The sequence below is a fragment of the Pseudomonas sp. PME37.24/025 genome (genome assembly GCF_055556615.1).
The window spans coordinates 102,172-123,317 of record NZ_JBVHNK010000016.1 but is presented as its reverse complement, the minus strand read 5'-3'; the positions used below and the strand labels follow the sequence as shown (position 1 = coordinate 123,317).

Below are 21,146 nucleotides of genomic sequence, written 5' to 3'. Positions count from 1 at the left end.
CGCCAGCACCGCAGCCTGTGCCTCGTCAGCGCACGACTGCCAGGCTGAATCGCGGTGCCTCGTCTTACGCTTTACCCCCAGAACATTTGATCCACCGGCAGGCCGCCTTTTTTCGGCCCACACAATAAGGATTTCCCGATGAGCATGCTCAAAGACCCGTCTTCGAAATACCGCGCGTTCCCGACCATCGACATCCCGGACCGCACCTGGCCATCGAAGACCATCACCGCAGCGCCGATCTGGTGCAGCTCGGACCTTCGTGACGGCAACCAGTCGCTGATCGAGCCCATGGACGCGGTCAAGAAGCTGCGTTTCTGGAAAACTCTGGTGCAAGTCGGTGTGAAAGAAATCGAAGCCTCGTTCCCGGCCGCCTCGCAGACTGACTTCGACTTCGTGCGTACCCTGATCGAAGACGGCCACATCCCGGACGACACCACCATTCAGGTGCTGACCCAGGGCCGTGAAGACTTGATCGCACGTACCTTCGAATCCCTGCGCGGTGCCAAGAAAGCCATCGTTCACCTGTACAACGCGACCTCCCCTTCCTTCCGCCGCATTGTCTTCAACCAGGACAAGGACGGGATCAAGGCCATCGCCGTGAACGCCGCCAAACTGTTCGTCAAATACGCCGCCCAGCAGCCGGAAACCGAGTGGACTTTCGAGTACTCGCCAGAAACCTTCAGCGCCACCGAACTGGAATTCGCCAAGGAAGTCTGCGACGCGGTGATCGAAGTGTGGAACCCGACGCCTGAGCACAAGGTGATCCTCAACCTGCCTGCCACCGTCGAATGCGCCACCCCGAACATCTATGCCGACCAGATCGAATGGTTCGGCCGCCACATCAACCGTCGTGACAGCGTGATCATCAGCCTGCACACCCACAACGACCGTGGCACTGGCGTAGCCGCCACCGAGCTGGGCCTGATGGCCGGCGCCGACCGTGTCGAAGGCTGCCTGTTCGGCAACGGCGAGCGGACCGGTAACGTCGACCTGGTGACCGTGGCATTGAACCTCTACACCCAGGGCATCCACCCTGAACTGGACTTTTCCGATATCGACGGCGTGCGCAAAGTCGTCGAAGAATGCAACCAGATCCAGGTGCACCCACGTCACCCGTATGTCGGCGATCTGGTTCACACCGCGTTCTCCGGCTCCCACCAGGATGCAATCCGCAAAGGCTTCGCCCAGCAGCAACCGGACGCCCTGTGGGAAGTGCCGTACTTGCCGATCGACCCGGCCGACATCGGCCGCAGCTACGAGGCGGTGATTCGCGTCAACAGCCAGTCGGGCAAGGGCGGTATCGCTTATCTGCTGGAACAGGAATACGGCATCAACTTGCCGCGCCGCATGCAGATCGAGTTCAGCCAGGTCGTGCAGCGTGAAACTGATCGCCTGGGCCTGGAGATGACAGCCCAGCAGATCCACGCATTGCTGCACAGCGAGTACTTGCAGGCCAACACCCCGTATGCGCTGGTCAGCCATCGCTTGCAGGAAGAAAACGGTCACAGCGCCGTGGAAGTGGAAGTCTCCAGCAAAGGTCAGGGCGAAACCAACCTGCACTGGCGTGGCAAAGGCAACGGCGCCCTGGAAGCGCTGGTGGCCGGTCTGCCGATTCCGGTGGAAATCATGGACTACAACGAACACGCCATCGGCGCGGGCACCAATGCCAAGGCTGCGGCCTACATTGAACTGCGGGTGAATGGTGAGCGTGCGGTGCACGGCGTCGGTATCGATGAAAACATCACCACCGCCAGCTTCAAGGCCCTGTTTAGTGCGCTGAACCGCTCCCTGAGCCAGCCGGAAGCGAAAGCGGCGTAAACCTCCACTGCAATGCAAAAGGCCCCGGGGTGTGAATCTCGGGGCCTTTTTGTTTGCCTGTATTTTTTGTGTCGCCTGTCATGGCCTCATCGCGAGCAGGCTCGCTCCCACATTGGATTTTGGGTGAACACAAAATTGGGGGTTCACACGATCTACTGTGGGAGCGAGCCTGCTCGCGATGACGGCAGATCAGACAGCGAAAATCTCAGGTGAACTCGAAGGTATCCGCATCCAGATTCGCCGGGAACCGTGCGCGATAGGCCGCCAGCTCCGCCGCGTCCAGAACGACCTTGAAGACCCCATCGGCATCGCCTGCGCTGAGCAACGTCTCACCCTGAAAATCCAGCACCTGACTGTCACCGGTATACGCAAAGCCTTTGCCATCGGTACCGATGCGGTTCACCGCCGCCACATAGCAGAGGTTTTCGATCCCCCGGGCCGGCAGCAAACGGTTCCAGTGCTGACGCCGGGCGCCTGGCCAATTGGCGGTGTACAACAGCAAATCGGTATCTTGCGGGTCGCGGCTCCAGACCGGGAAACGCAGGTCGTAGCAAATCAGCGGCCGTACTCGCCAACCCTTCAATTCGAACTGCACTTGACGCTCGCCCGGGGTGAAATGGTTGTGCTCGCCCGCCATGCGAAACAGGTGGCGCTTGTCGTAGTGCCACACCTCCCCGTCCGGCCGCGCCCACAACAGACGATTGCGATGGCTGCCGTCAGCCACCTGGACGATGATGCTGCCGGTAATCACCGCGTCCAGTTTCGCCGCCTGAACCCGCAACCATTTACTGGTAGGGCCGTTTTCCGGCTCGGCGAGGGTTTCCGATTCCATGGAGAAACCGGTGGTGAACATCTCCGGCAGGATGACCAGATCTGCGCCGCGAGCCTGTTCCAGCAAGGGCTCGAAATGCTGCAGATTGGCCTGACGATCATGCCAGGCCAGGGTGGTCTGGATCAGCGCGACATTCAGATTGGGCAGAGCACTCAGATCACGCATAGTTTTGCCGCTGCTTCGCGCAGGGTCTCCTCGCGTTTGGCAAAGCACAGGCGCACCAGGCGCTGGCCTTCGGGTGGCGTCTGATAGAACACCGAGATCGGGATGCTCGCGACGCCATGTTCGCGGGTCATCCACAGCGCCATCTCGACGTCATTGAGGTCCGGGCGAATCTGCGAGTAATCGACCAACTGGAAGTAAGTACCGGCCACGCGAGTAAAACTGAAGCGTGACGGCGTCAGCAGATCGCAGAACAGATCGCGCTTGGCCTGATAGAAGTCCGGCAACTCTTCGACGTGTTCCGGGTGTTCGGCCATGTAATCGGCCAACGCGTATTGCAACGGTGTCACGCCGCAGAAACTGACGTACTGGTGAACCTTGCGCAGCTCCGCGGTAAGGGCTGGCGGCGCCACTACATAACCGGTTTTCCAACCGGTGACGTGGTAAGTCTTGCCGAATGAACTGACCACAAATGCGCGCTGATAGAGTTCTTCGTGGGCCAATACGCTGACGTGAGGCACGCCGTCGAACACCAGGTGTTCGTAGACTTCGTCGCTGATCACATAGATGTCGCGATCACGGATCAGCGCCGCCAGTTGATCCAGCTCGGCACGGCTGATCAGTGCGCCACTGGGGTTGTGCGGGGTGTTAAGAATGATCATCCGCGTACGCGGGCTCAGCGCCTCGGCAAGTTTCTGGAAGTCGATGCTGAAATCGTTGAGGCCCAGTTGCACATGCACGCAACGACCACCGGCCAGCTCCACCGAAGGTTCATAACTGTCATAGGCCGGATCAAACACGATGACTTCGTCACCGCCATGGATCACCGCCTGAATGGCGCAGAAGATCGCCTGAGTTGCGCCGGGGGTGACCGTCACTTCGCTGTCGGCATCGACATGGGCGCCGTAGCTGCGAGCGATCTTCGCCGCAATCTGCTGACGCAACACTGGCAGGCCAGTCATCGGCGAATACTGGTTGTGGCCACTGGCGATATGCCGACCGACTGCATCGCGCAGGGCCTGCGGGCCGTCGAAATCGGGAAACCCCTGAGACAGATTGATCGCCCCGGTTTGCGCCGCGAGCTGAGACATCTGCGTGAAGATGGTGATGCCGACATTCGGCAGCTTACTGGTGATCATCGATGATTCCCTGCGCTACACCCGGCTCTAACGGCGGCACGGGAGAGCTCGAGGATAGCCCAAACGGCGCCCATAAAAAAAGGGCGCCAACCGGCGCCCTTCTTCTAATACATTCACCGCAATACCTGTGGCGAGGGAGCTTGCTCCCGCTGGACCGCGAAGCGGTCCCAATATCCACAACCGAAGTCGTTCAGGCAGAACGCATCGGCTGATTTGCGACTGCTGCGCAGCCGAGCGGGAGCAAGCTCCCTCGCCACAACAAGCCCCTCCCAAAAAAGAGTGAGGTAGTGAATCAGCGCTTGTCGCGGCGCTTTTTGTCGGCCTTTTTGTGGTGCGACATCATGCGGCGCTTCTTGTTGACTTGGCGATCGGTCAGCGAGTTCTTGTTGCCTTCGTACGGGTTCTCGCCGCCTTTGAACTCGATGCGGATCGGCGTACCGACCAGCTTGAGCACACGACGGTAAGTGTTTTCCAGGTAACGGACGTAAGACTTCGGCACCTTCTCGATCTGGTTACCGTGGATCACGATGATCGGCGGGTTCGCGCCACCCAGGTGGGCATAACGCAGTTTGATCCGGCGGTTGTTGACCATCGGTGGCGCGTGCTCGCCGACCGCGTCTTCCAGAATCTGGGTCAGGCGGTTGGTCGGCCAGCGGGTGACCGCGGACTTGAACGAGTTCTGTACCGACGCGTAGAGGTTACCTACGCCAGTGCCGTGCAGGGCCGAGATGAAGTGGATATCGGCGAAATCGACGAAGAACAGTCGACGTTGCAGCTCGACCTTCACAAAGTCGCGCTCACTCGGCGTCATGCCGTCCCACTTGTTGATCGCGATGACCAACGCACGACCGGCTTCAAGGGCAAAGCCCAGCAGGTTGAGGTCGTGGTCAACCACACCTTCGCGGGCGTCCATCACGAAGATCACCACGTTGGCGTCTTTGATCGCTTGCAGGGTTTTGACCACGGAGAACTTTTCGACTTCTTCGTGGATCTTGCCGCGCTTGCGCACACCGGCGGTGTCGATCAGCGTGTACTTCTCGTCGTTACGCTCGAACGGGATGTAGATACTGTCGCGGGTGGTGCCGGGCTGGTCATAAACGATAACCCGGTCTTCACCGAGCATGCGGTTGACCAGGGTCGACTTGCCGACGTTCGGGCGGCCGATGATGGCGATCTTGATCCCGTCTTTTTCGCTTGGGCCAGGAATGCGCTTGGCTTCCTCACCTTCGGCAACGATCTCTTCTTCGCCTTCTTCCGGTTCTTCGTCGTCTTTCGGGAAGTCGCTCAAGGCGATTTCCAGCATCTGGGTGATGCCACGACCATGCGCACCGGCGATCGGAATCGCATGGCCCATGCCCAACGGAGCGAATTCAGCGCGGGCCATTTCAGGGTCGATGTTGTCGACCTTGTTGGCGACCACATAAGAACGCTTGTTACGCTTGCGCAAGTGCTCGGCGATCATCTGGTCGGCGGCGGTGAAACCGGCCTTGGCATCTACCAGGAACAGAACAACATCCGCTTCTTCAATGGCCAGCAGCGACTGCTCGGCCATTTTTTCGTCCATACCGTGCTCGTCACCGGAGATACCACCGGTGTCGACCAGAATGTAGGAACGCCCTTGCCACTTGGCCTCACCGTACTGGCGATCACGGGTCAGACCGGACAAGTCGCCGACGATGGCGTCGCGAGTCCTGGTCAGGCGGTTGAACAAGGTGGACTTGCCGACGTTCGGTCGGCCCACCAGGGCGATTACGGGAACCATGCGGCTCTCCACTTCGTTATTTCAGAAAATACAAAAGCCGCTGCGAGGCAGCGGCTGGTGCTCGGGGCAGCGCCTGTAAGCACTGCGAGCCCCGCAGAACGGGGCCGCTTGGGGGTTAAACCCCAAGCATAGTCTTTACTTAATGGTCAGGGCTTCCAGTTTGCCACTGTTGCCATACAGATAAATCGTGTCACCCACCACCAGCGGACGGGCACGCAGGCCGTCGCTGTCGATGCGCTCGCGGCCGACGAAACGACCGTCCACCTGACTCAGCAGGTGCAGGTAACCTTCCATATCACCGACTGCAACATAGCTGGAGAACACTTCCGGAGCCGACAGCTGACGGCGGGCCAGCGAGTCGTTGCTCCACAACGCAGTGGTAGAACGTTCGTCGACGCCTTCAACGGTGCCTGCAGACAAGCTCACGTAGACGCTGCCAAAACCCTGGGCAACGCCGGCATAGCTGGAAGCATCACGCTGCCAGAGCTGACGACCGCTTTCCAGGTCCAGTGCCGCGACACGCCCCTGGTAGCTGGCGACATACAGTGTACCGCCGGACAGCAGCAAGCCACCGTCGATATCGACCACACGCTCAAGCTCCGAACGACCTTGTGGAATCGCTACGCGCTGCTCCCAAACCGGCACGCCGTTGGAAACATCCAGAGCGACCACTTTACCAGTCGACAGACCAGCCACCGCGAGACGGTTGGTGACGATCGGTGCGCTGGTGCCGCGCAGGGTCAGAACCGCTGGCGTGCTGTCATACAACCAGCGCTGGTTGCCGGTAGCGGCATCCAGACCGATCAGACGGTCATCCTGGGTCTGAACCACAACAACGTCACCGTTGGTGGCCGGCGGCGCGAGCACTTCACTGGTCACGCGAGCGCGCCATTTCTCTTCACCGCTGCTGGCGTCCAGGGCAACGATTTCGCCCTTGAGCGTGCCGATCATGACCAGACCATAACCCACGCCAACGGCGCCGGAGACAGGCAGTTCGAGATCTTTCTTCCATTTGACGTCGCCATTGCTGCGATCCATCGCCATCACCACACCGGTGACGTCGGCGGCATAGATGGTATCGCCATCGATCGCCGGAACCAGCATGTTGTAGGTTTCGCCCTGACCGTCACCGATCGAACGACTCCACTGCTTTTGCAGAACCACTTCTTCTTTGAAGTCGGTCAACTCGGCCGGTGGCAATTCTTTTTTGCTGTTGCTGCTGCAACCCGCGGCCAATATGGCCAGAGCCAGCAATGCTGCATGTTTCCAACGGATCACGTCACGCATCCCCTTTGGCCAGGTCGTCCAGCTTGATTTGTAGGCCACCGACCGCCGCTTCATCCGACAGCGCCGCCTTGGCTTTTTGATACGCCGTGTTCGCTTCGTCGGTACGACCCAACTGCACCAGCAGGTCGCCTTTAAGTTCTTCGCGAGTAGCCAGGAAAGCCTTGTCGGCATCGCCTTCGAGCAATTTCAGGGCTTCATCGACCTTGTTCTGCGCGGCCAGTACCTGCGCCAGACGCTGACGAGCAATTTCGCCGAGTGCCGGGTTGGCCGGTTTGGCGACAATGGCTTTCAGCTCGCTGGCTGCGTCGTCCAGCTTGCCGCTGTCGACCGCGACTTTCGCCACGAACAGGCTGCCATATTGCGCATAAGCAGTGCCGCCGAACTCGCTGTTGAGTTTGCCAGCCAGATCCGAAACACGTGCAGCATCAGGCTTGCCATCAGGCGTCAGCGTGGTTTCGAGCAATTGCTGATAGAGAATCGAGGCGCCTTGCGACTGATTGCTCTGATACTTCTGAAAGGCCTGCCAGCCGAACACGATGACCAGCGCCAACAGGCCGCCAGTGACCAGGGGCTTGCCGTTGCGTGTCCACCAGTCCTTCAACTCCGCCAGATGTTCGTCTTCGGTACTCGACACCCCAATACTCCTTAATCGCTAAATCGGCTGTTTGACAGCTTCAACCCTGCACGACGCAGGTGGCCAGGTGTGCAGCAAGCGCATCCCAGGCAATGCTTTGTTGTTCGCCCTGGCCACGCAGGGGTTTGAAACCTACCACTTGCTGGGCCATTTCGTCGTCACCGAGGATCAATGCGTACAGCGCACCGCTCTTGTCGGCTTTCTTGAACTGGCTTTTGAAGCTGCCGGCGCCGGCATTGACTTGCAGGCGCAGGTTGGGCAATTGATCACGAACACGCTCGCTCAAGGTCAGACCGGCCAACTCGGCGGCTTCACCGAAGGCGCAGAGGTAGACATCGACCTGACGGGAGATTTCTTCGGGAATCTGCTCCAGGGTTTCAAGCAGCAGCACCAGACGCTCGATGCCCATGGCGAAGCCAACGCCCGTGGTCGGCTTACCGCCCATTTGCTCCACCAGACCGTCGTAACGACCACCGGCACACACGGTGCCCTGGGCGCCCAGCTTGTCGGTGACCCATTCGAAAACGGTCTTGCTGTAGTAATCCAGCCCGCGAACCAGCTTCGGGTTGATTACGTAAGGAATGCCGGCGGCGTCCAGACGAGCCTTGAGGCCCTCGAAATGCACGCGGGACTCTTCGTCGAGGTAGTCGGCCATCTTTGGCGCGTCGGCCAACGCCGCTTGAGTGTCGGGGTTCTTGGTATCCAGAACCCGCAGCGGGTTGGTCTTCAGACGGCGCTGGCTGTCTTCGTCCAGTTGATCCAGGCGAGCGGACAGGTATTCGACCAGTGCTTCACGATAACGACCACGGGACTCGCTGGTGCCCAGGCTGTTGAGTTCGAGTTTGACCGCATCGCGGATACCCAACTCGCCCCACAGGCGCCAGGTCAGCACGATCAGCTCGGCGTCGATGTCCGGACCGTCGAGGTTGAAGACTTCGCAACCGATCTGGTGGAACTGGCGATAACGACCTTTCTGTGGACGTTCGTGACGGAACATCGGGCCGATGTACCAGAGTTTCTGCACTTGGCCGCCGCCGGTGATGCCGTGCTCGAGCACCGCACGCACGCAGGCCGCTGTGCCTTCAGGGCGCAGGGTCAGAGAATCGCCGTTGCGGTCGTCGAAGGTGTACATCTCTTTTTCGACGATGTCGGTCACTTCACCGATGGAGCGTTTGAACAGCTCGGTGAACTCGACGATCGGCATGCGAATTTGCTTGTAACCGTAGTTATCCAGCAAACGCGAAACAGTGCCCTCGAAATGACGCCATAGGGGAGTCTGTTCGGGCAGGATGTCGTTCATGCCACGAATGGCTTGCAGAGACTTGCTCACTTTAAATCCTTAAATTCGTTCGACTTAGCCGCGCGCAATGACTGCTGCGTCAGCTTCGACCTTTTCGGCCGCTTTCTGACGGATCAAGCGTTCAAGCTCATCCACCAGATTGTCATTCGTCAGTTTCTGCGACGGCTTGCCGTCGATGTAAATCAGGTTTGGTGTGCCGCCGGTCAAGCCGATATGGGCTTCCTTGGCTTCGCCCGGCCCGTTGACCACGCAACCGATTACCGCGACATCCAGCGGCACCAGCAGGTCTTCGAGGCGCCCTTCCAGCTCGTTCATGGTTTTGACCACATCGAAGTTCTGTCGCGAGCAGCTCGGGCAGGCGATGAAGTTGATGCCACGGGAACGCAGGTGCAGGGACTTGAGAATGTCGTAGCCGACTTTCACTTCCTCGACCGGGTCGGCCGCCAACGAGATGCGAATAGTATCGCCAATCCCTTCGGCGAGCAGCATACCGAGGCCCACGGCAGATTTCACCGTGCCTGAGCGCAAACCACCGGCTTCGGTAATACCCAAGTGCAGCGGCTGGACGATTTCCTTGGCCAGCAAGCGGTAGGCGGCGACGGCCATGAACACGTCGGAAGCTTTCACGCTGACCTTGAAGTCCTGGAAATTCAGGCGCTCGAGGTGCTCAACGTGACGCAAGGCGGACTCGACCAGCGCAGCTGGAGTCGGCTCGCCATATTTCTTTTGCAGGTCTTTTTCCAGGGAACCGGCGTTGACGCCGATGCGGATCGGAATCCCGCGATCACGGGCGGCATCGACCACCGCACGCACGCGGTCTTCACGACCGATGTTGCCCGGGTTGATCCGCAGGCAATCGACGCCCAGTTCGGCTACGCGCAAAGCGATCTTGTAGTCGAAGTGGATGTCGGCCACCAATGGCACTTTGACCAACTGCTTGATCTTGCCGAAGGCTTCGGCGGCGTCCATGTCCGGCACGGAAATCCGCACTATATCGACGCCAGCGGCTTCCAGACGATTGATCTGGGCCACGGTGGCGGCCACGTCATTAGTGTCGCTGTTGGTCATGCTCTGCACAGCGATAGGCGCATCGCCGCCCACGGGCACGTTGCCGACCCAGATCTTGCGGGATTCGCGACGTTTGATTGGAGATTCGCCGTGCATGACTTATTGACCCAACTTCAGGCGAGCAGTCTCGCCACTGGTGAACGGAGCGACATCAACCACCTGCCCGTTGTAGCTGACCTGCGCGCCACGGGCGAAGCCCAGACGTACGGAAAAAGGTGGCTTGCCGCTGACAGTAACATTTTCGCCTTTACGCTTGAGACCACTCAACAGCACCTTGCCGGTGCCATCAGTCACTTGCGTCCAGCAATCGGCAGTGAATTGCAGTTGAACCTGGCCTTGGCCGGCCACCGGAGTTGCCGGAGCTGAAGCCGGGGCAGTCGGAGCAATCGGGGCTGTGATAACCGGTGCCGGTACAGCGGGAACAGCCGGGGCTGGTGTCGCCGGTGTCGCAACAACCGGAGCAGTGCTGTGGGCCGCAGCCGCAGGCGTTACTGCTGGAGCCGCTGGCGCTGGAACCGGTGCGCTCGTTTCGGCACTGACTGGCTCTTCGGCCGAAGTTTCGGCTTGAGGCAGCGCAAGAGGCGTTTCACCTTCAGCCTGACCTTGTGCAACGGCCTGATCTTCCGGCTCGTCCAGTGGATGAATCTGAGTGGTGCCGTCGGCGCCTTCGACTTCAACGTGTTCGGGAGCCAGGCCAACCAGGTCCTTGGTGCGCAATGAGGTTTGATCCTGCCACCAGACAAAACCACCGCCAATCACCGCGAGCAGCAACAGCAGGCTGACAATTCGCAAAATGGTGTGAGAAACCCGAACCGGCTCTTCGATACGACCCAGGCTGTGGACGTTGCTGCCCTGGGAGTCGGTACCGGTAGATTGGTCGAACTGCTGGACCAGAACGGTTTGGTCCATGCCGAGCAATTTGGCATACGCGCGAATATAGCCACGAGCAAAGGTATGCCCAGGCAGCTTGTCGAAAGCGCCGGCTTCCAGGTTACTCAGGGAATTGACGGTGAGGTTGAGCTTGAGGGCCACTTCGGCCAGCGACCAGCCATTGCTTTCGCGGGCCTGGCGCAAAGTCTCACCGGGGTTAACGCGATTCGCTGCTACAACTTCGGGATGCGCCGCTTTCATCATTGCTCCGACAGGTATTGCTGATATTCCGGCGTACCGGGATAGAGTCGTTTTAATTGCAGGCCAAAACTGGCGGCCTTGTCGCGATCTTCGAACACTTTTGCCAGCCGAACGCCGAGCAACAGACTACGTGCATTTTGTTCGGTGAGCAGGCTAAAACGGTCGTAATAGTCACGCGCGGGCACATAATGCCTGTCTTCGTAAGACAACTCAGCCATTTCCAGCAATGCACGTGGCTGTTGGCGATTCAAACGCAGGGCTTTTTCCAGTTGCTGGCGGGCCAGATCACGCTGGCCAAGCTTTGAAGCGGTCATGCCCAGGTTTTCGAAAACCCGTGAACGCTCAGGATACAGGGTATCGGCGGCGGCCTGTTCGAAGCGCTCGTACGCCTCTTTGTAACGTTTCTCTTCGAAAAGAAAACTGCCGTAGTTATTCAGGATTCGCGCATCGGCGGGGCGAGAAGACAACGCTTTGCGAAAATGCTGATCGGCCAGTTCGGGTTCCATCTCGGCCTGGAACACCAGCCCCAGGGCCGCGTTGGCGTCAGGATCCGAGCTATCCAGGTCCAAAGCCTTCTTCAACGGGACTTTGGCGCGCTCGGTCATGCCTTGCTGCAGATACCCCAGGCCCAGCTGCACGTAAGCGGCACGCGCTTCATCACGGCCCTTGCTGGTCTTCATCGGGTTGAAATCGCCCGACAGGACACAACCAGCACAGAGGCTGGCCAACAGCACAAGCAGCGCGAAGCGCAGGGACATAGAGATCCTCTCTTAATTATTGTTCGCGGCGTTTGTCGCGATATCGTTTTCGGCGCTCAACTCGCGCACGGCGATATAACGTTCGCTGCGACGGGTGCGATCCAGCACCTGCCCTACCAATTGGCCACACGCGGCATCGATGTCTTCACCGCGGGTGGTGCGTACGGTGACATTGAAGCCTGCATGGTGAAGCTGATCCTGGAAACGGCGAATCGCGTTATTGCTCGGACGTTCGTAACCGGAATGCGGGAACGGGTTGAACGGAATCAGATTGATCTTGCACGGAATGTTCTTGAGCAACTCGATCATCTCAACGGCATGTTCAACCTTGTCGTTGATGTCCTTGAGCAAGGTGTACTCGATGGTCAGCACGCGTTTTTCGCCCAGGGACGACATATAGCGCTGGCACGACTCGAGCAGCATCTTAAGCGGATATTTCTTGTTGATCGGCACCAATTGGTTACGCAATGCGTCATTTGGTGCGTGCAGCGACAACGCCAGGGACACGTCGATGTGCTTGGACAGCTCATCGATCATCGGCACCACGCCCGAAGTGGACAGGGTCACGCGGCGCTTGGAGATCCCGTAGCCCAGGTCATCCATCATCAGATGCATGGCGGCCACGACGTTATCGAAGTTCAGCAGCGGCTCACCCATGCCCATCATCACCACGTTGGTGATGGCACGATCGGCGGTCGCCGGGATGCTGCCGAACGATTTATTGGCAATCCACACCTGACCGATCACTTCGGCGGCGGTGAGGTTGCTGTTGAAACCTTGCTTGCCGGTGGAGCAGAAACTGCAATCCAGGGCACAGCCTGCCTGGGACGAAACGCACAAAGTGCCGCGTTTGCCCTGGGGAATGTACACGGTCTCGACGCAGCTGCCGGACGCCACACGAACCACCCACTTGCGGGTGCCGTCGGTGGAGATGTCCTCGCTGACAACTTCAGGACCACGAACCTCGGCAATAGCCTTGAGCTTGTCGCGCAAGGCCTTGCTGACGTTCGTCATGGCGTCGAAATCATCGACGCCAAGGTGGTGAATCCATTTCATTACCTGACCGGCACGGAAACGCTTCTCCCCGATTGAGTCGAAGAATTTTTCCATTTCCTGTTGAGTCAGACCCAGCAGGTTGGTTTTTACAGTCGATGTAGTCATGGATTCACCTTCACTCTTAAGCCAATGCTTAGCGAGTGGTTACTTCAGTAGCTGCGAAGAAGTACGAGATTTCGCGAGCAGCAGCGGCTTCGGAGTCCGAACCGTGTACAGCGTTGGCGTCGATGGAATCAGCGAAGTCAGCGCGGATGGTGCCGGCAGCAGCTTCTTTAGGGTTGGTAGCGCCCATCAGCTCACGGTTCAGAGCGATAGCGTTTTCGCCTTCCAGAACCTGAACGACAACCGGACCGGAGATCATGAAAGCAACCAGGTCGCCGAAGAAACCACGAGCGCTGTGCTCAGCGTAGAAGCCTTCAGCTTCAGCTTTGGACAGTTGCTTCAGTTTCGAAGCTACAACGCGCAGGCCAGCTTTTTCGAAACGAGTGGTGATCTCGCCGATAACGTTTTTTGCAACAGCGTCAGGCTTGATGATGGAGAAAGTACGTTGAACAGCCATGGTGTAACTCCAGAAACGGTAATTTGCGAAAAATTAAACCCGCGAATTATACGCGGGTTCTTTGGTATTGCCTAACTGCGTACGGCGCAGACTCAGTCTGCTTCTTCGATCCAGGCGGCCTGAATGGCTTCAAGCACCTTCTCGCCACCGCGGGTCGGATCATCACTGAACTCCGGCAATGCCAGCACCCATTTGTGCAGATCGACGAAGTTCACGTAACGCGGGTCCACATCCGGCTTGGATTCAGCCAGTTGGATCGCGATTTCCAACACATCAACCCATTTCAGACTCATTTCAGTTCCTTGAATCAGTGCGGCGCTTCGGCCGCATGGTTGAGCGAGTATTTCGGAATTTCGACAGTCAGGTCTTCAGTCCCGACGATCGCCTGACAGCCTAGACGCGATTGCGCTTCCAGACCCCAGGCCCGATCAAGAAAGTCTTCCTCCAGCTCATCCGCCTCTTCCAGCGAGTCAAAGCCTTCGCGGATGATGCAATGGCAGGTAGTGCAAGCGCAGACGCCGCCACAGGCGCTTTCCATCTCGATATGGTGTTCGTGGGCCAGCTCGAGAATGGATATACCGGGCTCAGCCTCTACAACCATGCCTTCCGGGCAGAACTTCTCGTGTGGCAGAAAAATGACCTGCGGCATCAGTTATCCTCGATTTCATTCAGATTGCGCCCCGCCAGAGCGGCTTTCACCGTCGAGTCCAGTCGGCGGGCAGCAAAGGCATCAGTCACCTGCGACAGACGCTTGGTCTGCTGCTCGATGGCGTAACCATCGGTGCCTTTCATCAATTCGGTCAGTTCCTGCATCTGCAATTCGATGACCATGCGCTCTTCGGCGTCGAGCAAGCGTTCGCCGTCAACCTCCAGAGCGCCCTGCACCGCCTCGATCAGGCGCTGGGCATCGACTTGCTGCTCACGCAATACGCGGGCGACTTTGTCGTCGTTGGCGTGCTGGAACGAATCCTTGAGCATTTTGGCGATTTCGCCGTCGGTCAGGCCGTAGGAAGGTTTGACCTGGATGCTGGCTTCGACGCCCGAACCCAATTCGCGGGCCGAGACACTGAGCAGACCGTCGGCGTCGACCTGGAAGGTCACGCGAATCTTCGCCGCTCCGGCCACCATCGCCGGAATACCGCGCAATTCGAAGCGTGCCAGGGAGCGACAGTCGCTGATCAACTCACGCTCGCCCTGCAAGACGTGGATCGCCATGGCCGACTGGCCATCTTTATAAGTGGTGAAGTCCTGGGCCCGGGCGACGGGGATGGTGGTGTTGCGCGGAATCACCTTCTCCATCAGGCCGCCCATGGTTTCCAGCCCCAGGGACAACGGAATCACGTCGAGCAACAGCAGTTCGCCGCCGTCACGCTTGTTGCCGGCCAGGGTATCAGCCTGGATTGCGGCACCGATGGCGACGACTTGATCTGGATCGATTTCGGTCAGCGGTTCGCGACTGAAGGCGTGCGCAACAGCTTCGCGGACGCGAGGCACACGCGTCGAGCCGCCGACCATGACCACGGCGTGAACGTCTTCCAGCTCGATACCGGAATCACGCACAGCGCGGCGGCAGGCTTTCAGGCTGCGAGCAACCATCGGCTCGATCAGCGCATTGAAGGCTTCACGGGTCAACTCGGCCTTCCAGTCGCCATAAGCAACTTCGACAGACGAGCAATCGGTCAGGGCTTCTTTGGCCGCACACGCGGTTTGCAGCAGATTACGTTGCGTACCCGGATCGAGATCGGCCGACAGACCGGCGCTCTCAATGATCCAGCCAGCAATAGCATGGTCAAAGTCATCGCCACCCAAGGCGCTGTCGCCGCCGGTAGCCAGCACTTCGAACACACCGCCGGTCAGGCGCAGAATCGAAATATCGAAGGTGCCGCCGCCCAAGTCATAAATCGCGACCAGGCCTTCGGCATGCTGATCCAGACCGTAAGCGACGGCCGCAGCGGTTGGCTCATTGAGCAAACGCAGCACGTTCAGACCGGCCAGCTTGGCCGCATCCTTGGTGGCTTGACGCTGAGCATCATCGAAATAGGCCGGAACGGTGATCACCGCGCCAACCAATTCGCCACCCAAGGTCGCTTCAGCGCGCTGGCGCAGCACCTTGAGGATATCGGCGGAGACTTCGACCGGGCTTTTCGGGCCTTGCACCGTGTCGATGAACGGCATGTGCGACTCGCCGTCGACAAAACGGTACGGCAGCTGATCGCCCAATTGCTTGACGTCGGACAGACCTCGACCCATCAAGCGCTTGACCGACAGCACAGTGTTCAAAGGATCGGACGCGGCGGCCAGTTTGGCCGACTCGCCGACTTCGACGCGATCGGCGTGATAGCGCACGGCAGACGGCAGGATGACCTGCCCTTGCGCGTCGGCCAGAGGCTCGGAAAGACCACTGCGCAATGCAGCGACCAGCGAATTGGTAGTGCCCAAGTCGATCCCCACAGCCAGACGACGCTGGTGCGGTTGAGGACTTTGGCCGGGTTCGGCGATCTGCAGTAGGGCCATCGTTATCAGGACTTATCTGTATATCAGGCGTGCGACCGGAGCGGCACTGGGTTAATCGTCGAGGCGCTCTTCTAACTGGCGCACTTCGTAGGTGAGCTTGTCGAGGAACTGCATGCGCCGCATCAGGCGTTCGGCCTGTTCACGTTGCGCTGCATCATCCCAACAGGCTGCGAAGCTTTCGTTCAGTTCATCCTGCGCGGTCTTCAGGCGACGCTTGAACACTGCAACACCCGCCAGGTCGGCGCTGTCTTGCAGGTCTTCGAGCTCTTCACGCAACTCCATCTGCTGCAGAAGAAACTCCGGATCATGCACCGTGACCTCCAACGGCAGCTCGCGACCGCCCATGGCGAGCAAGTAGCGCGCGCGTTTGGGGGGGCTTTTGAGCGTCTGGTAGGCCTCGTTGAGGCTCGCGGATTGCTCGAGCGCCAGCCGCTGCTCACGCTCGGAAGCGTCGGCAAAGCGGTCCGGATGAACACCGCGCGCCAACTCACGGTAGCGCGTGGCCAACTGATCGAGATTCAGACGGAAGCTCGGTTTCAGCTCAAATAAAGCGAAATGACAAGGAGTACCCACGCGCAGCCTCAGATGTTGAAGCTTTCGCCGCAGCCACATTCACCGCGTACGTTGGGGTTGTTGAACTTGAAGCCTTCGTTCAACCCTTCCTTGACGAAATCGAGTTCAGTGCCGTCCAGGTAGGCGAGGCTTTTCGGGTCGATAATCACTTTCTCGCCGTGACTTTCGAACACTTGATCCTCTGCCACCACCTCGTCGACAAACTCCAGCACGTAGGCAAGGCCGGAACAGCCTGTGGTGCGAACACCCAGACGAATCCCTTCACCTTTGCCGCGCCCGTTGAGGGAGCGTCGCACGTGTTGAGCAGCCGCTTCTGTCATGCTGATAGCCATCGGTGACTCCTTACTCGTCGCCAAATCTTGAAAGTCAGATCAAGCCTTTCTTCTGCTTGTAGTCGCGAACGGCCGCTTTGATAGCGTCTTCAGCAAGTACGGAGCAGTGAATTTTTACTGGCGGCAGAGCCAGTTCTTCGGCCAACTGAGTGTTCTTGATGGTCTCTGCTTCATCCAGAGTCTTGCCTTTCATCCACTCGGTCGCCAGGGAGCTGGAGGCGATTGCCGAACCGCAACCGTAAGTCTTGAACTTGGCGTCTTCGATGATGCCTTGTTCGTTGACCTTGATTTGCAGGCGCATCACATCGCCGCACGCCGGAGCGCCGACCATGCCGGTGCCGACATCAGGATCTTCCGCGTCCATCTTGCCGACGTTGCGCGGGTTCTCGTAGTGGTCGATGACCTTTTCGCTGTAAGCCATGATTCTTAATCCTCACTCATCAGAGAGTCGCTCTTAAGCCCTGCGAACCGTAGTTTTACAGGGCCGGTTTGCGGCGACTTGAAATCAGTGTGCCGCCCACTCGATTTTCGAAATGTCGACACCGTCTTTGTACATGTCCCACAGCGGCGACAGGGTGCGCAGCTTGGTAACGGCCTCGCAGACTTTCTGCGCGGCGTAGTCGATTTCTTCTTCGGTGGTGAAACGGCCGAAGGTGAAGCGAATCGAGCTGTGTGCCAGTTCGTCGTTGCGGCCCAGGGCGCGCAGTACGTACGAAGGCTCAAGCGACGCCGAGGTGCAGGCAGAACCGGACGAAACCGCCAGATCCTTGAGCGCCATGATCAGCGACTCGCCTTCAACGTAGTTGAAGCTCAGGTTCAGGTTGTGCGGTACGCGGGAGGTCATGCTGCCATTGACGTACAGCTCTTCGAGGCCTTCGACCTGCTTGAAGAAACGGTCGCTAAGGGCTTTGATGCGTACGTTCTCGGCAGCCATGTCTTCCCTGGCCACACGGAAAGCTTCGCCCATGCCCACGATCTGGTGGGTCGCCAGGGTGCCGGAGCGCATGCCACGTTCGTGACCGCCGCCATGCATGGTCGCTTCGATGCGAACACGCGGCTTGCGGCTGACGTACAGCGCGCCGATGCCTTTAGGACCGTAGGTTTTGTGGGCAGAGAACGACATCATATCGACTTTCAGTTTCGACAGGTCGATCTCGACCTTGCCGGTGGACTGAGCGGCGTCGACGTGGAACAGGATCCCCTTGGAGCGGGTCAGTTCGCCGATGGCGGCGATGTCGTTGATGGTGCCGATTTCGTTGTTCACGTGCATGATCGATACCAGGATGGTGTCGTCACGCAGGGCAGCTTCGACCATCTCTGGAGTCACCAGACCATCTTCGCGAGGGTCGAGGTAGGTCACTTCGAAACCTTCACGCTCCAGTTGGCGCATGGTGTCGAGGACAGCCTTGTGCTCAATCTTGGTGGTGATCAGGTGCTTGCCCTTGGTGGAGTAGAAATGCGCCGCACCCTTGATTGCCAGGTTGTCGGACTCGGTGGCACCGGAGGTCCAGACGATTTCACGCGGGTCGGCGTTAACCAGGTCAGCGACCTGACGACGAGCGTTCTCGACGGACTCTTCAGCTTTCCAGCCGAACACGTGGGAACGGGACGCCGGGTTACCGAAGTTTCCGTCGACCAGCAGGCATTCACTCATCTTTTGCGCGACACGTGGATCAACCGGGGTCGTCGCAGAGTAATCAAGGTAAATCGGCAATTTCATGGACTATCTCCTAAATCAGGCTGGCTGGCGTGCCGCTAGCTCTTTGGCTGTCATTCGACGGCGGACGCTTCAATCTTGTCCAGGCGTGGCGCCTTGCTGTTGCAACGACGCTGGTCCTGACGCTGGGCTACTTCTTGCACCTCACGGCGAGTTACAAGGTCAGCCAAGCTGATACCGCTCAGAAATTCGTGAATCTGCAGGCTCAGATCGCACCACAAGTGGTGGGTCAGACAGGTGTCGCCGGAATGGCAATCGCCCTGGCCCTGGCATTTGGTTGCATCGACCGATTCGTTGACCGCATCGATCACCTGGGCGACCTGAATCCCCTGCATGTCGCGGGACAGCTGGTAACCACCGCCTGGACCGCGAACACTGGACACCAGATTGCTGCGGCGCAATTTGGCAAAAAGCTGCTCGAGGTAGGACAGGGAGATGCCTTGGCGCTCGGAGATATCGGCCAGGGACACCGGCCCGTGCTGCGCGTGCAACGCCAGGTCAAGCATGGCGGTCACGGCGTATCGGCCTTTTGTAGTCAGTCGCATGGACAATTACCACGGAGTTCGGAATGGGGCGAGTATGCAATTCCCGAGTATTTAAGTCAACTATAAGACCTAGTGCTTTAGTCAGGTTTACCCGCAAAAGAGCGCGCGCATCATAACAAAGGCCGGCCATTAACAGCCAGCAGTACCGAGTTATCGTTCATCGCGGGCAAGCCCGCTCCCACATGGATTTACGCCATGCACACCATCAAGGGCATACACAAACCCTGTGGGAGCGGGCTTGCCCGCGATGAAGCCAACTTGGCCTAGCCGGCCTGGCTCTGATCTTTGTCCTTCACACAGGCAAAGTCTTCTTCGCGCAGTTCAGGCAGATCTTTCGCACAGTAATTGCTACCCAGATCCTTCAGCGCCCCGCACATCCCTTCAAGGCGACCATCTACAGCCTGCAGATGATCGAGCAACTGGTTAATGGCTCGAGCCACCGGGTCCGGCATGTCTTCACCGACACCGTAGGCATCGAAACCAATCTTCTCGGCCATGGCCTTGCGCTTGGCATCCTGCTCGTCATCGGACTTGACGATGATCCGCCCCGGAATCCCCACCACTGTCGCCCCGGGCGGAACCGCCTTGGTGACCACGGCATTGGAACCCACCTTGGCCCCGGCACCAACAGTGAACGGGCCGAGCACCTTGGCGCCCGCCCCGACCACCACGCCATCCTCCAAAGTCGGATGACGCTTGCCCTTGTTCCAGCTGGTGCCGCCAAGAGTTACACCCTGATACAGGGTGACGTCGTTGCCGATCTCGGCAGTCTCACCGATAACGATGCCCATGCCATGATCGATAAAGAAGCGACGGCCGACCTTGGCACCCGGATGAATCTCGATCCCGGTCAACCAGCGACCGAAGTTCGATACCAACCGCGCCAGCCACTTCCAGCCCATACCCCACAACGCTGACGACAGGCGATGGATCCAGATGGCGTGCATGCCCGGGTAGCACGTCAGAACCTCAAAAGCATTACGCGCCGCCGGGTCACGATGGAAAACACTTTGGATATCTTCACGCAAACGCTCGAACATCATTAATCCTTCCGCTTTAGAAGCTCGCCACGGGCCGCTTTCTGGGTTTCCGTGAGGATGCCACGCAATATATTCATTTCCGCCCGGCTAACCGAGCTGCGTCCGTACAACCGGCGCAGACGCGCCATCAAGTGCCGTGGTTTTTCCGGGTCGAGAAACTCGATGGCCACCAGCGTTTGCTCGAGGTGCTCATAGAATCGCTCCAGCTCATCCATGGTCGCCAGCTCACCACTTTTGGTGGACGCCACTTCATCCTTCTCGACCTTGCTCGGCTGACCCGCGGCCGCCAACCAGGACATCCGCACTTCATAGCTCAACACCTGCACCGCCGCCCCAAGGTTCAGCGAACTGAACTCAGGGTCTGATGGGATGTGCACGTGATAATGACATCGCTGCAGCTCTTCATTGGTCAGGCCGGAGTCTTCACGACCGAACACCAATGCGATCTCGGCACCCTGCTCCGCCTCCTCGACCACCTTTACACCGCATTCGCGGGGATCGAGCAATGGCCAGGGAATCCGACGATCACGGGCACTGGTACCAAGCACCAGATTGCAGCCGACCAAGGCATCTTCCAGAGTGGCGACGACCTGAGCGTTTTCAAGGATGTCACCCGCGCCGGACGCACGCGCATCGGCCTCGTGATGCGGGAACAACCGCGGCTCGACCAGCACCAGCCGCGACAGCCCCATGTTCTTCATGGCACGCGCAGCCCCGCCGATATTTCCGGGGTGGCTGGTATTGACCAGGACGACACGAATGTTTTGCAGCAAGGGAGGCGCTCTCGAACACTTTAATAGGGAGCAGAATCTTACAGTTCATCAGGGTGTCCCGCCTCAAAAATAACTCACTTTTGATGGCATTCAATATTGGTATGCTGCGTTGCCACCTCCGCCCATAACAAGCTACGAGCCAGCGC

At 58.9% G+C, this 21,146-nt stretch carries 22 protein-coding genes; 1 reads left to right on the top strand and 21 read right to left on the bottom strand.

The genetic code is table 11. The annotated features are described in order from the left end of the window. The first annotated feature begins 138 nt into the window (after positions 1-138). Complete coding sequence (gene leuA / locus ACZ3HH_RS25930; RefSeq protein ID WP_465808908.1) at positions 139-1,818, top strand: 2-isopropylmalate synthase; 1,680 nt, start codon at positions 139-141, stop codon at positions 1,816-1,818. A gap of 205 nt (positions 1,819-2,023) precedes the next feature. On the opposite strand, the gene ACZ3HH_RS25925 is transcribed toward leuA, so the two are convergent. From ACZ3HH_RS25925 to trmJ, 21 genes are all read right to left on the bottom strand, one after another. After that, positions 2,024-2,815: an amidohydrolase gene (locus tag ACZ3HH_RS25925; protein ID WP_465808906.1), complete on the bottom strand. Its 792-nt coding sequence runs from the start codon at positions 2,813-2,815 to the stop codon at positions 2,024-2,026. Then, positions 2,803-3,951: a pyridoxal phosphate-dependent aminotransferase gene (locus tag ACZ3HH_RS25920; RefSeq protein WP_465808904.1), complete on the bottom strand. Its 1,149-nt coding sequence runs from the start codon at positions 3,949-3,951 to the stop codon at positions 2,803-2,805. Before ACZ3HH_RS25920 ends, ACZ3HH_RS25925 begins: the two co-directional genes overlap by 13 nt. A gap of 292 nt (positions 3,952-4,243) precedes the next feature. Then, positions 4,244-5,713 (bottom strand): ribosome biogenesis GTPase Der, encoded by a 1,470-nt coding sequence (gene der, locus ACZ3HH_RS25915; RefSeq protein ID WP_008070964.1) that lies wholly within the window; start codon positions 5,711-5,713, stop codon positions 4,244-4,246. A 135-nt stretch (positions 5,714-5,848) separates the two neighbouring features. Next, positions 5,849-7,000, bottom strand: coding sequence for an outer membrane protein assembly factor BamB (bamB, locus tag ACZ3HH_RS25910; RefSeq protein ID WP_032830306.1), 1,152 nt, complete (start codon positions 6,998-7,000; stop codon positions 5,849-5,851). Then, positions 6,993-7,634 (bottom strand): tetratricopeptide repeat protein, encoded by a 642-nt coding sequence (locus ACZ3HH_RS25905; RefSeq protein ID WP_007903605.1) that lies wholly within the window; start codon positions 7,632-7,634, stop codon positions 6,993-6,995. Before ACZ3HH_RS25905 ends, bamB begins: the two co-directional genes overlap by 8 nt. A gap of 40 nt (positions 7,635-7,674) precedes the next feature. Then, positions 7,675-8,964 (bottom strand): histidine--tRNA ligase, encoded by a 1,290-nt coding sequence (hisS, locus tag ACZ3HH_RS25900; RefSeq protein ID WP_253549701.1) that lies wholly within the window; start codon positions 8,962-8,964, stop codon positions 7,675-7,677. Positions 8,965-8,988: 24 nt separating this feature from the next. Continuing rightward, positions 8,989-10,098 (bottom strand): flavodoxin-dependent (E)-4-hydroxy-3-methylbut-2-enyl-diphosphate synthase, encoded by a 1,110-nt coding sequence (gene ispG, locus ACZ3HH_RS25895; RefSeq protein ID WP_010457850.1) that lies wholly within the window; start codon positions 10,096-10,098, stop codon positions 8,989-8,991. Positions 10,099-10,101: 3 nt separating this feature from the next. Further along, entirely contained in the window at positions 10,102-11,133 is a 1,032-nt protein-coding gene (locus ACZ3HH_RS25890) for a RodZ domain-containing protein (RefSeq protein WP_465808900.1), read from the bottom strand. Continuing rightward, positions 11,133-11,891 (bottom strand): type IV pilus biogenesis/stability protein PilW, encoded by a 759-nt coding sequence (gene pilW / locus ACZ3HH_RS25885; RefSeq protein WP_007903601.1) that lies wholly within the window; start codon positions 11,889-11,891, stop codon positions 11,133-11,135. Before pilW ends, ACZ3HH_RS25890 begins: the two co-directional genes overlap by 1 nt. A 12-nt stretch (positions 11,892-11,903) precedes the next feature. Further along, positions 11,904-13,052, bottom strand: a complete 1,149-nt coding sequence (rlmN, locus tag ACZ3HH_RS25880) for a dual-specificity RNA methyltransferase RlmN (RefSeq protein ID WP_007903600.1) — start codon at positions 13,050-13,052, stop codon at positions 11,904-11,906. Between the two features lie 28 nt (positions 13,053-13,080). Then, a complete protein-coding gene (gene ndk / locus ACZ3HH_RS25875; RefSeq protein ID WP_007916882.1) occupies positions 13,081-13,506 on the bottom strand; it encodes a nucleoside-diphosphate kinase in 426 nt (141 codons plus the stop codon). Positions 13,507-13,598: 92 nt separating this feature from the next. Then, complete coding sequence (iscX, locus tag ACZ3HH_RS25870) at positions 13,599-13,799, bottom strand: Fe-S cluster assembly protein IscX (RefSeq protein ID WP_008147746.1); 201 nt, start codon at positions 13,797-13,799, stop codon at positions 13,599-13,601. Between the two features lie 14 nt (positions 13,800-13,813). Continuing rightward, positions 13,814-14,155, bottom strand: a complete 342-nt coding sequence (fdx, locus tag ACZ3HH_RS25865) for an ISC system 2Fe-2S type ferredoxin (protein ID WP_008014719.1) — start codon at positions 14,153-14,155, stop codon at positions 13,814-13,816. Continuing rightward, on the bottom strand, positions 14,155-16,020 hold the full coding sequence (gene hscA / locus ACZ3HH_RS25860; protein ID WP_465808896.1) for a Fe-S protein assembly chaperone HscA: 1,866 nt from the start codon (positions 16,018-16,020) through the stop codon (positions 14,155-14,157). Before hscA ends, fdx begins: the two co-directional genes overlap by 1 nt. A 51-nt stretch (positions 16,021-16,071) precedes the next feature. Continuing rightward, the gene (gene hscB, locus ACZ3HH_RS25855; protein ID WP_465808894.1) at positions 16,072-16,593 is read right to left on the bottom strand and encodes a co-chaperone HscB; all 522 of its coding nucleotides are present in this window, start codon (positions 16,591-16,593) and stop codon (positions 16,072-16,074) included. An 8-nt stretch (positions 16,594-16,601) separates the two neighbouring features. Further along, positions 16,602-16,925: an iron-sulfur cluster assembly protein IscA gene (iscA, locus tag ACZ3HH_RS25850; RefSeq protein ID WP_007903589.1), complete on the bottom strand. Its 324-nt coding sequence runs from the start codon at positions 16,923-16,925 to the stop codon at positions 16,602-16,604. A 34-nt stretch (positions 16,926-16,959) separates the two neighbouring features. Beyond that, on the bottom strand, positions 16,960-17,346 hold the full coding sequence (gene iscU, locus ACZ3HH_RS25845) for a Fe-S cluster assembly scaffold IscU (RefSeq protein WP_003443374.1): 387 nt from the start codon (positions 17,344-17,346) through the stop codon (positions 16,960-16,962). An 84-nt stretch (positions 17,347-17,430) separates the two neighbouring features. Continuing rightward, on the bottom strand, positions 17,431-18,645 hold the full coding sequence (locus ACZ3HH_RS25840) for an IscS subfamily cysteine desulfurase (RefSeq protein WP_465808892.1): 1,215 nt from the start codon (positions 18,643-18,645) through the stop codon (positions 17,431-17,433). A gap of 50 nt (positions 18,646-18,695) precedes the next feature. Next, on the bottom strand, positions 18,696-19,187 hold the full coding sequence (iscR, locus tag ACZ3HH_RS25835) for a Fe-S cluster assembly transcriptional regulator IscR (RefSeq protein ID WP_003227911.1): 492 nt from the start codon (positions 19,185-19,187) through the stop codon (positions 18,696-18,698). 263 nt (positions 19,188-19,450) lie between these two features. Continuing rightward, the gene (gene cysE, locus ACZ3HH_RS25830) at positions 19,451-20,227 is read right to left on the bottom strand and encodes a serine O-acetyltransferase (RefSeq protein ID WP_223489027.1); all 777 of its coding nucleotides are present in this window, start codon (positions 20,225-20,227) and stop codon (positions 19,451-19,453) included. 2 nt (positions 20,228-20,229) lie between these two features. Then, on the bottom strand, positions 20,230-21,000 hold the full coding sequence (gene trmJ / locus ACZ3HH_RS25825; protein ID WP_217854398.1) for a tRNA (cytosine(32)/uridine(32)-2'-O)-methyltransferase TrmJ: 771 nt from the start codon (positions 20,998-21,000) through the stop codon (positions 20,230-20,232). Positions 21,001-21,146 lie beyond the last annotated feature (146 nt).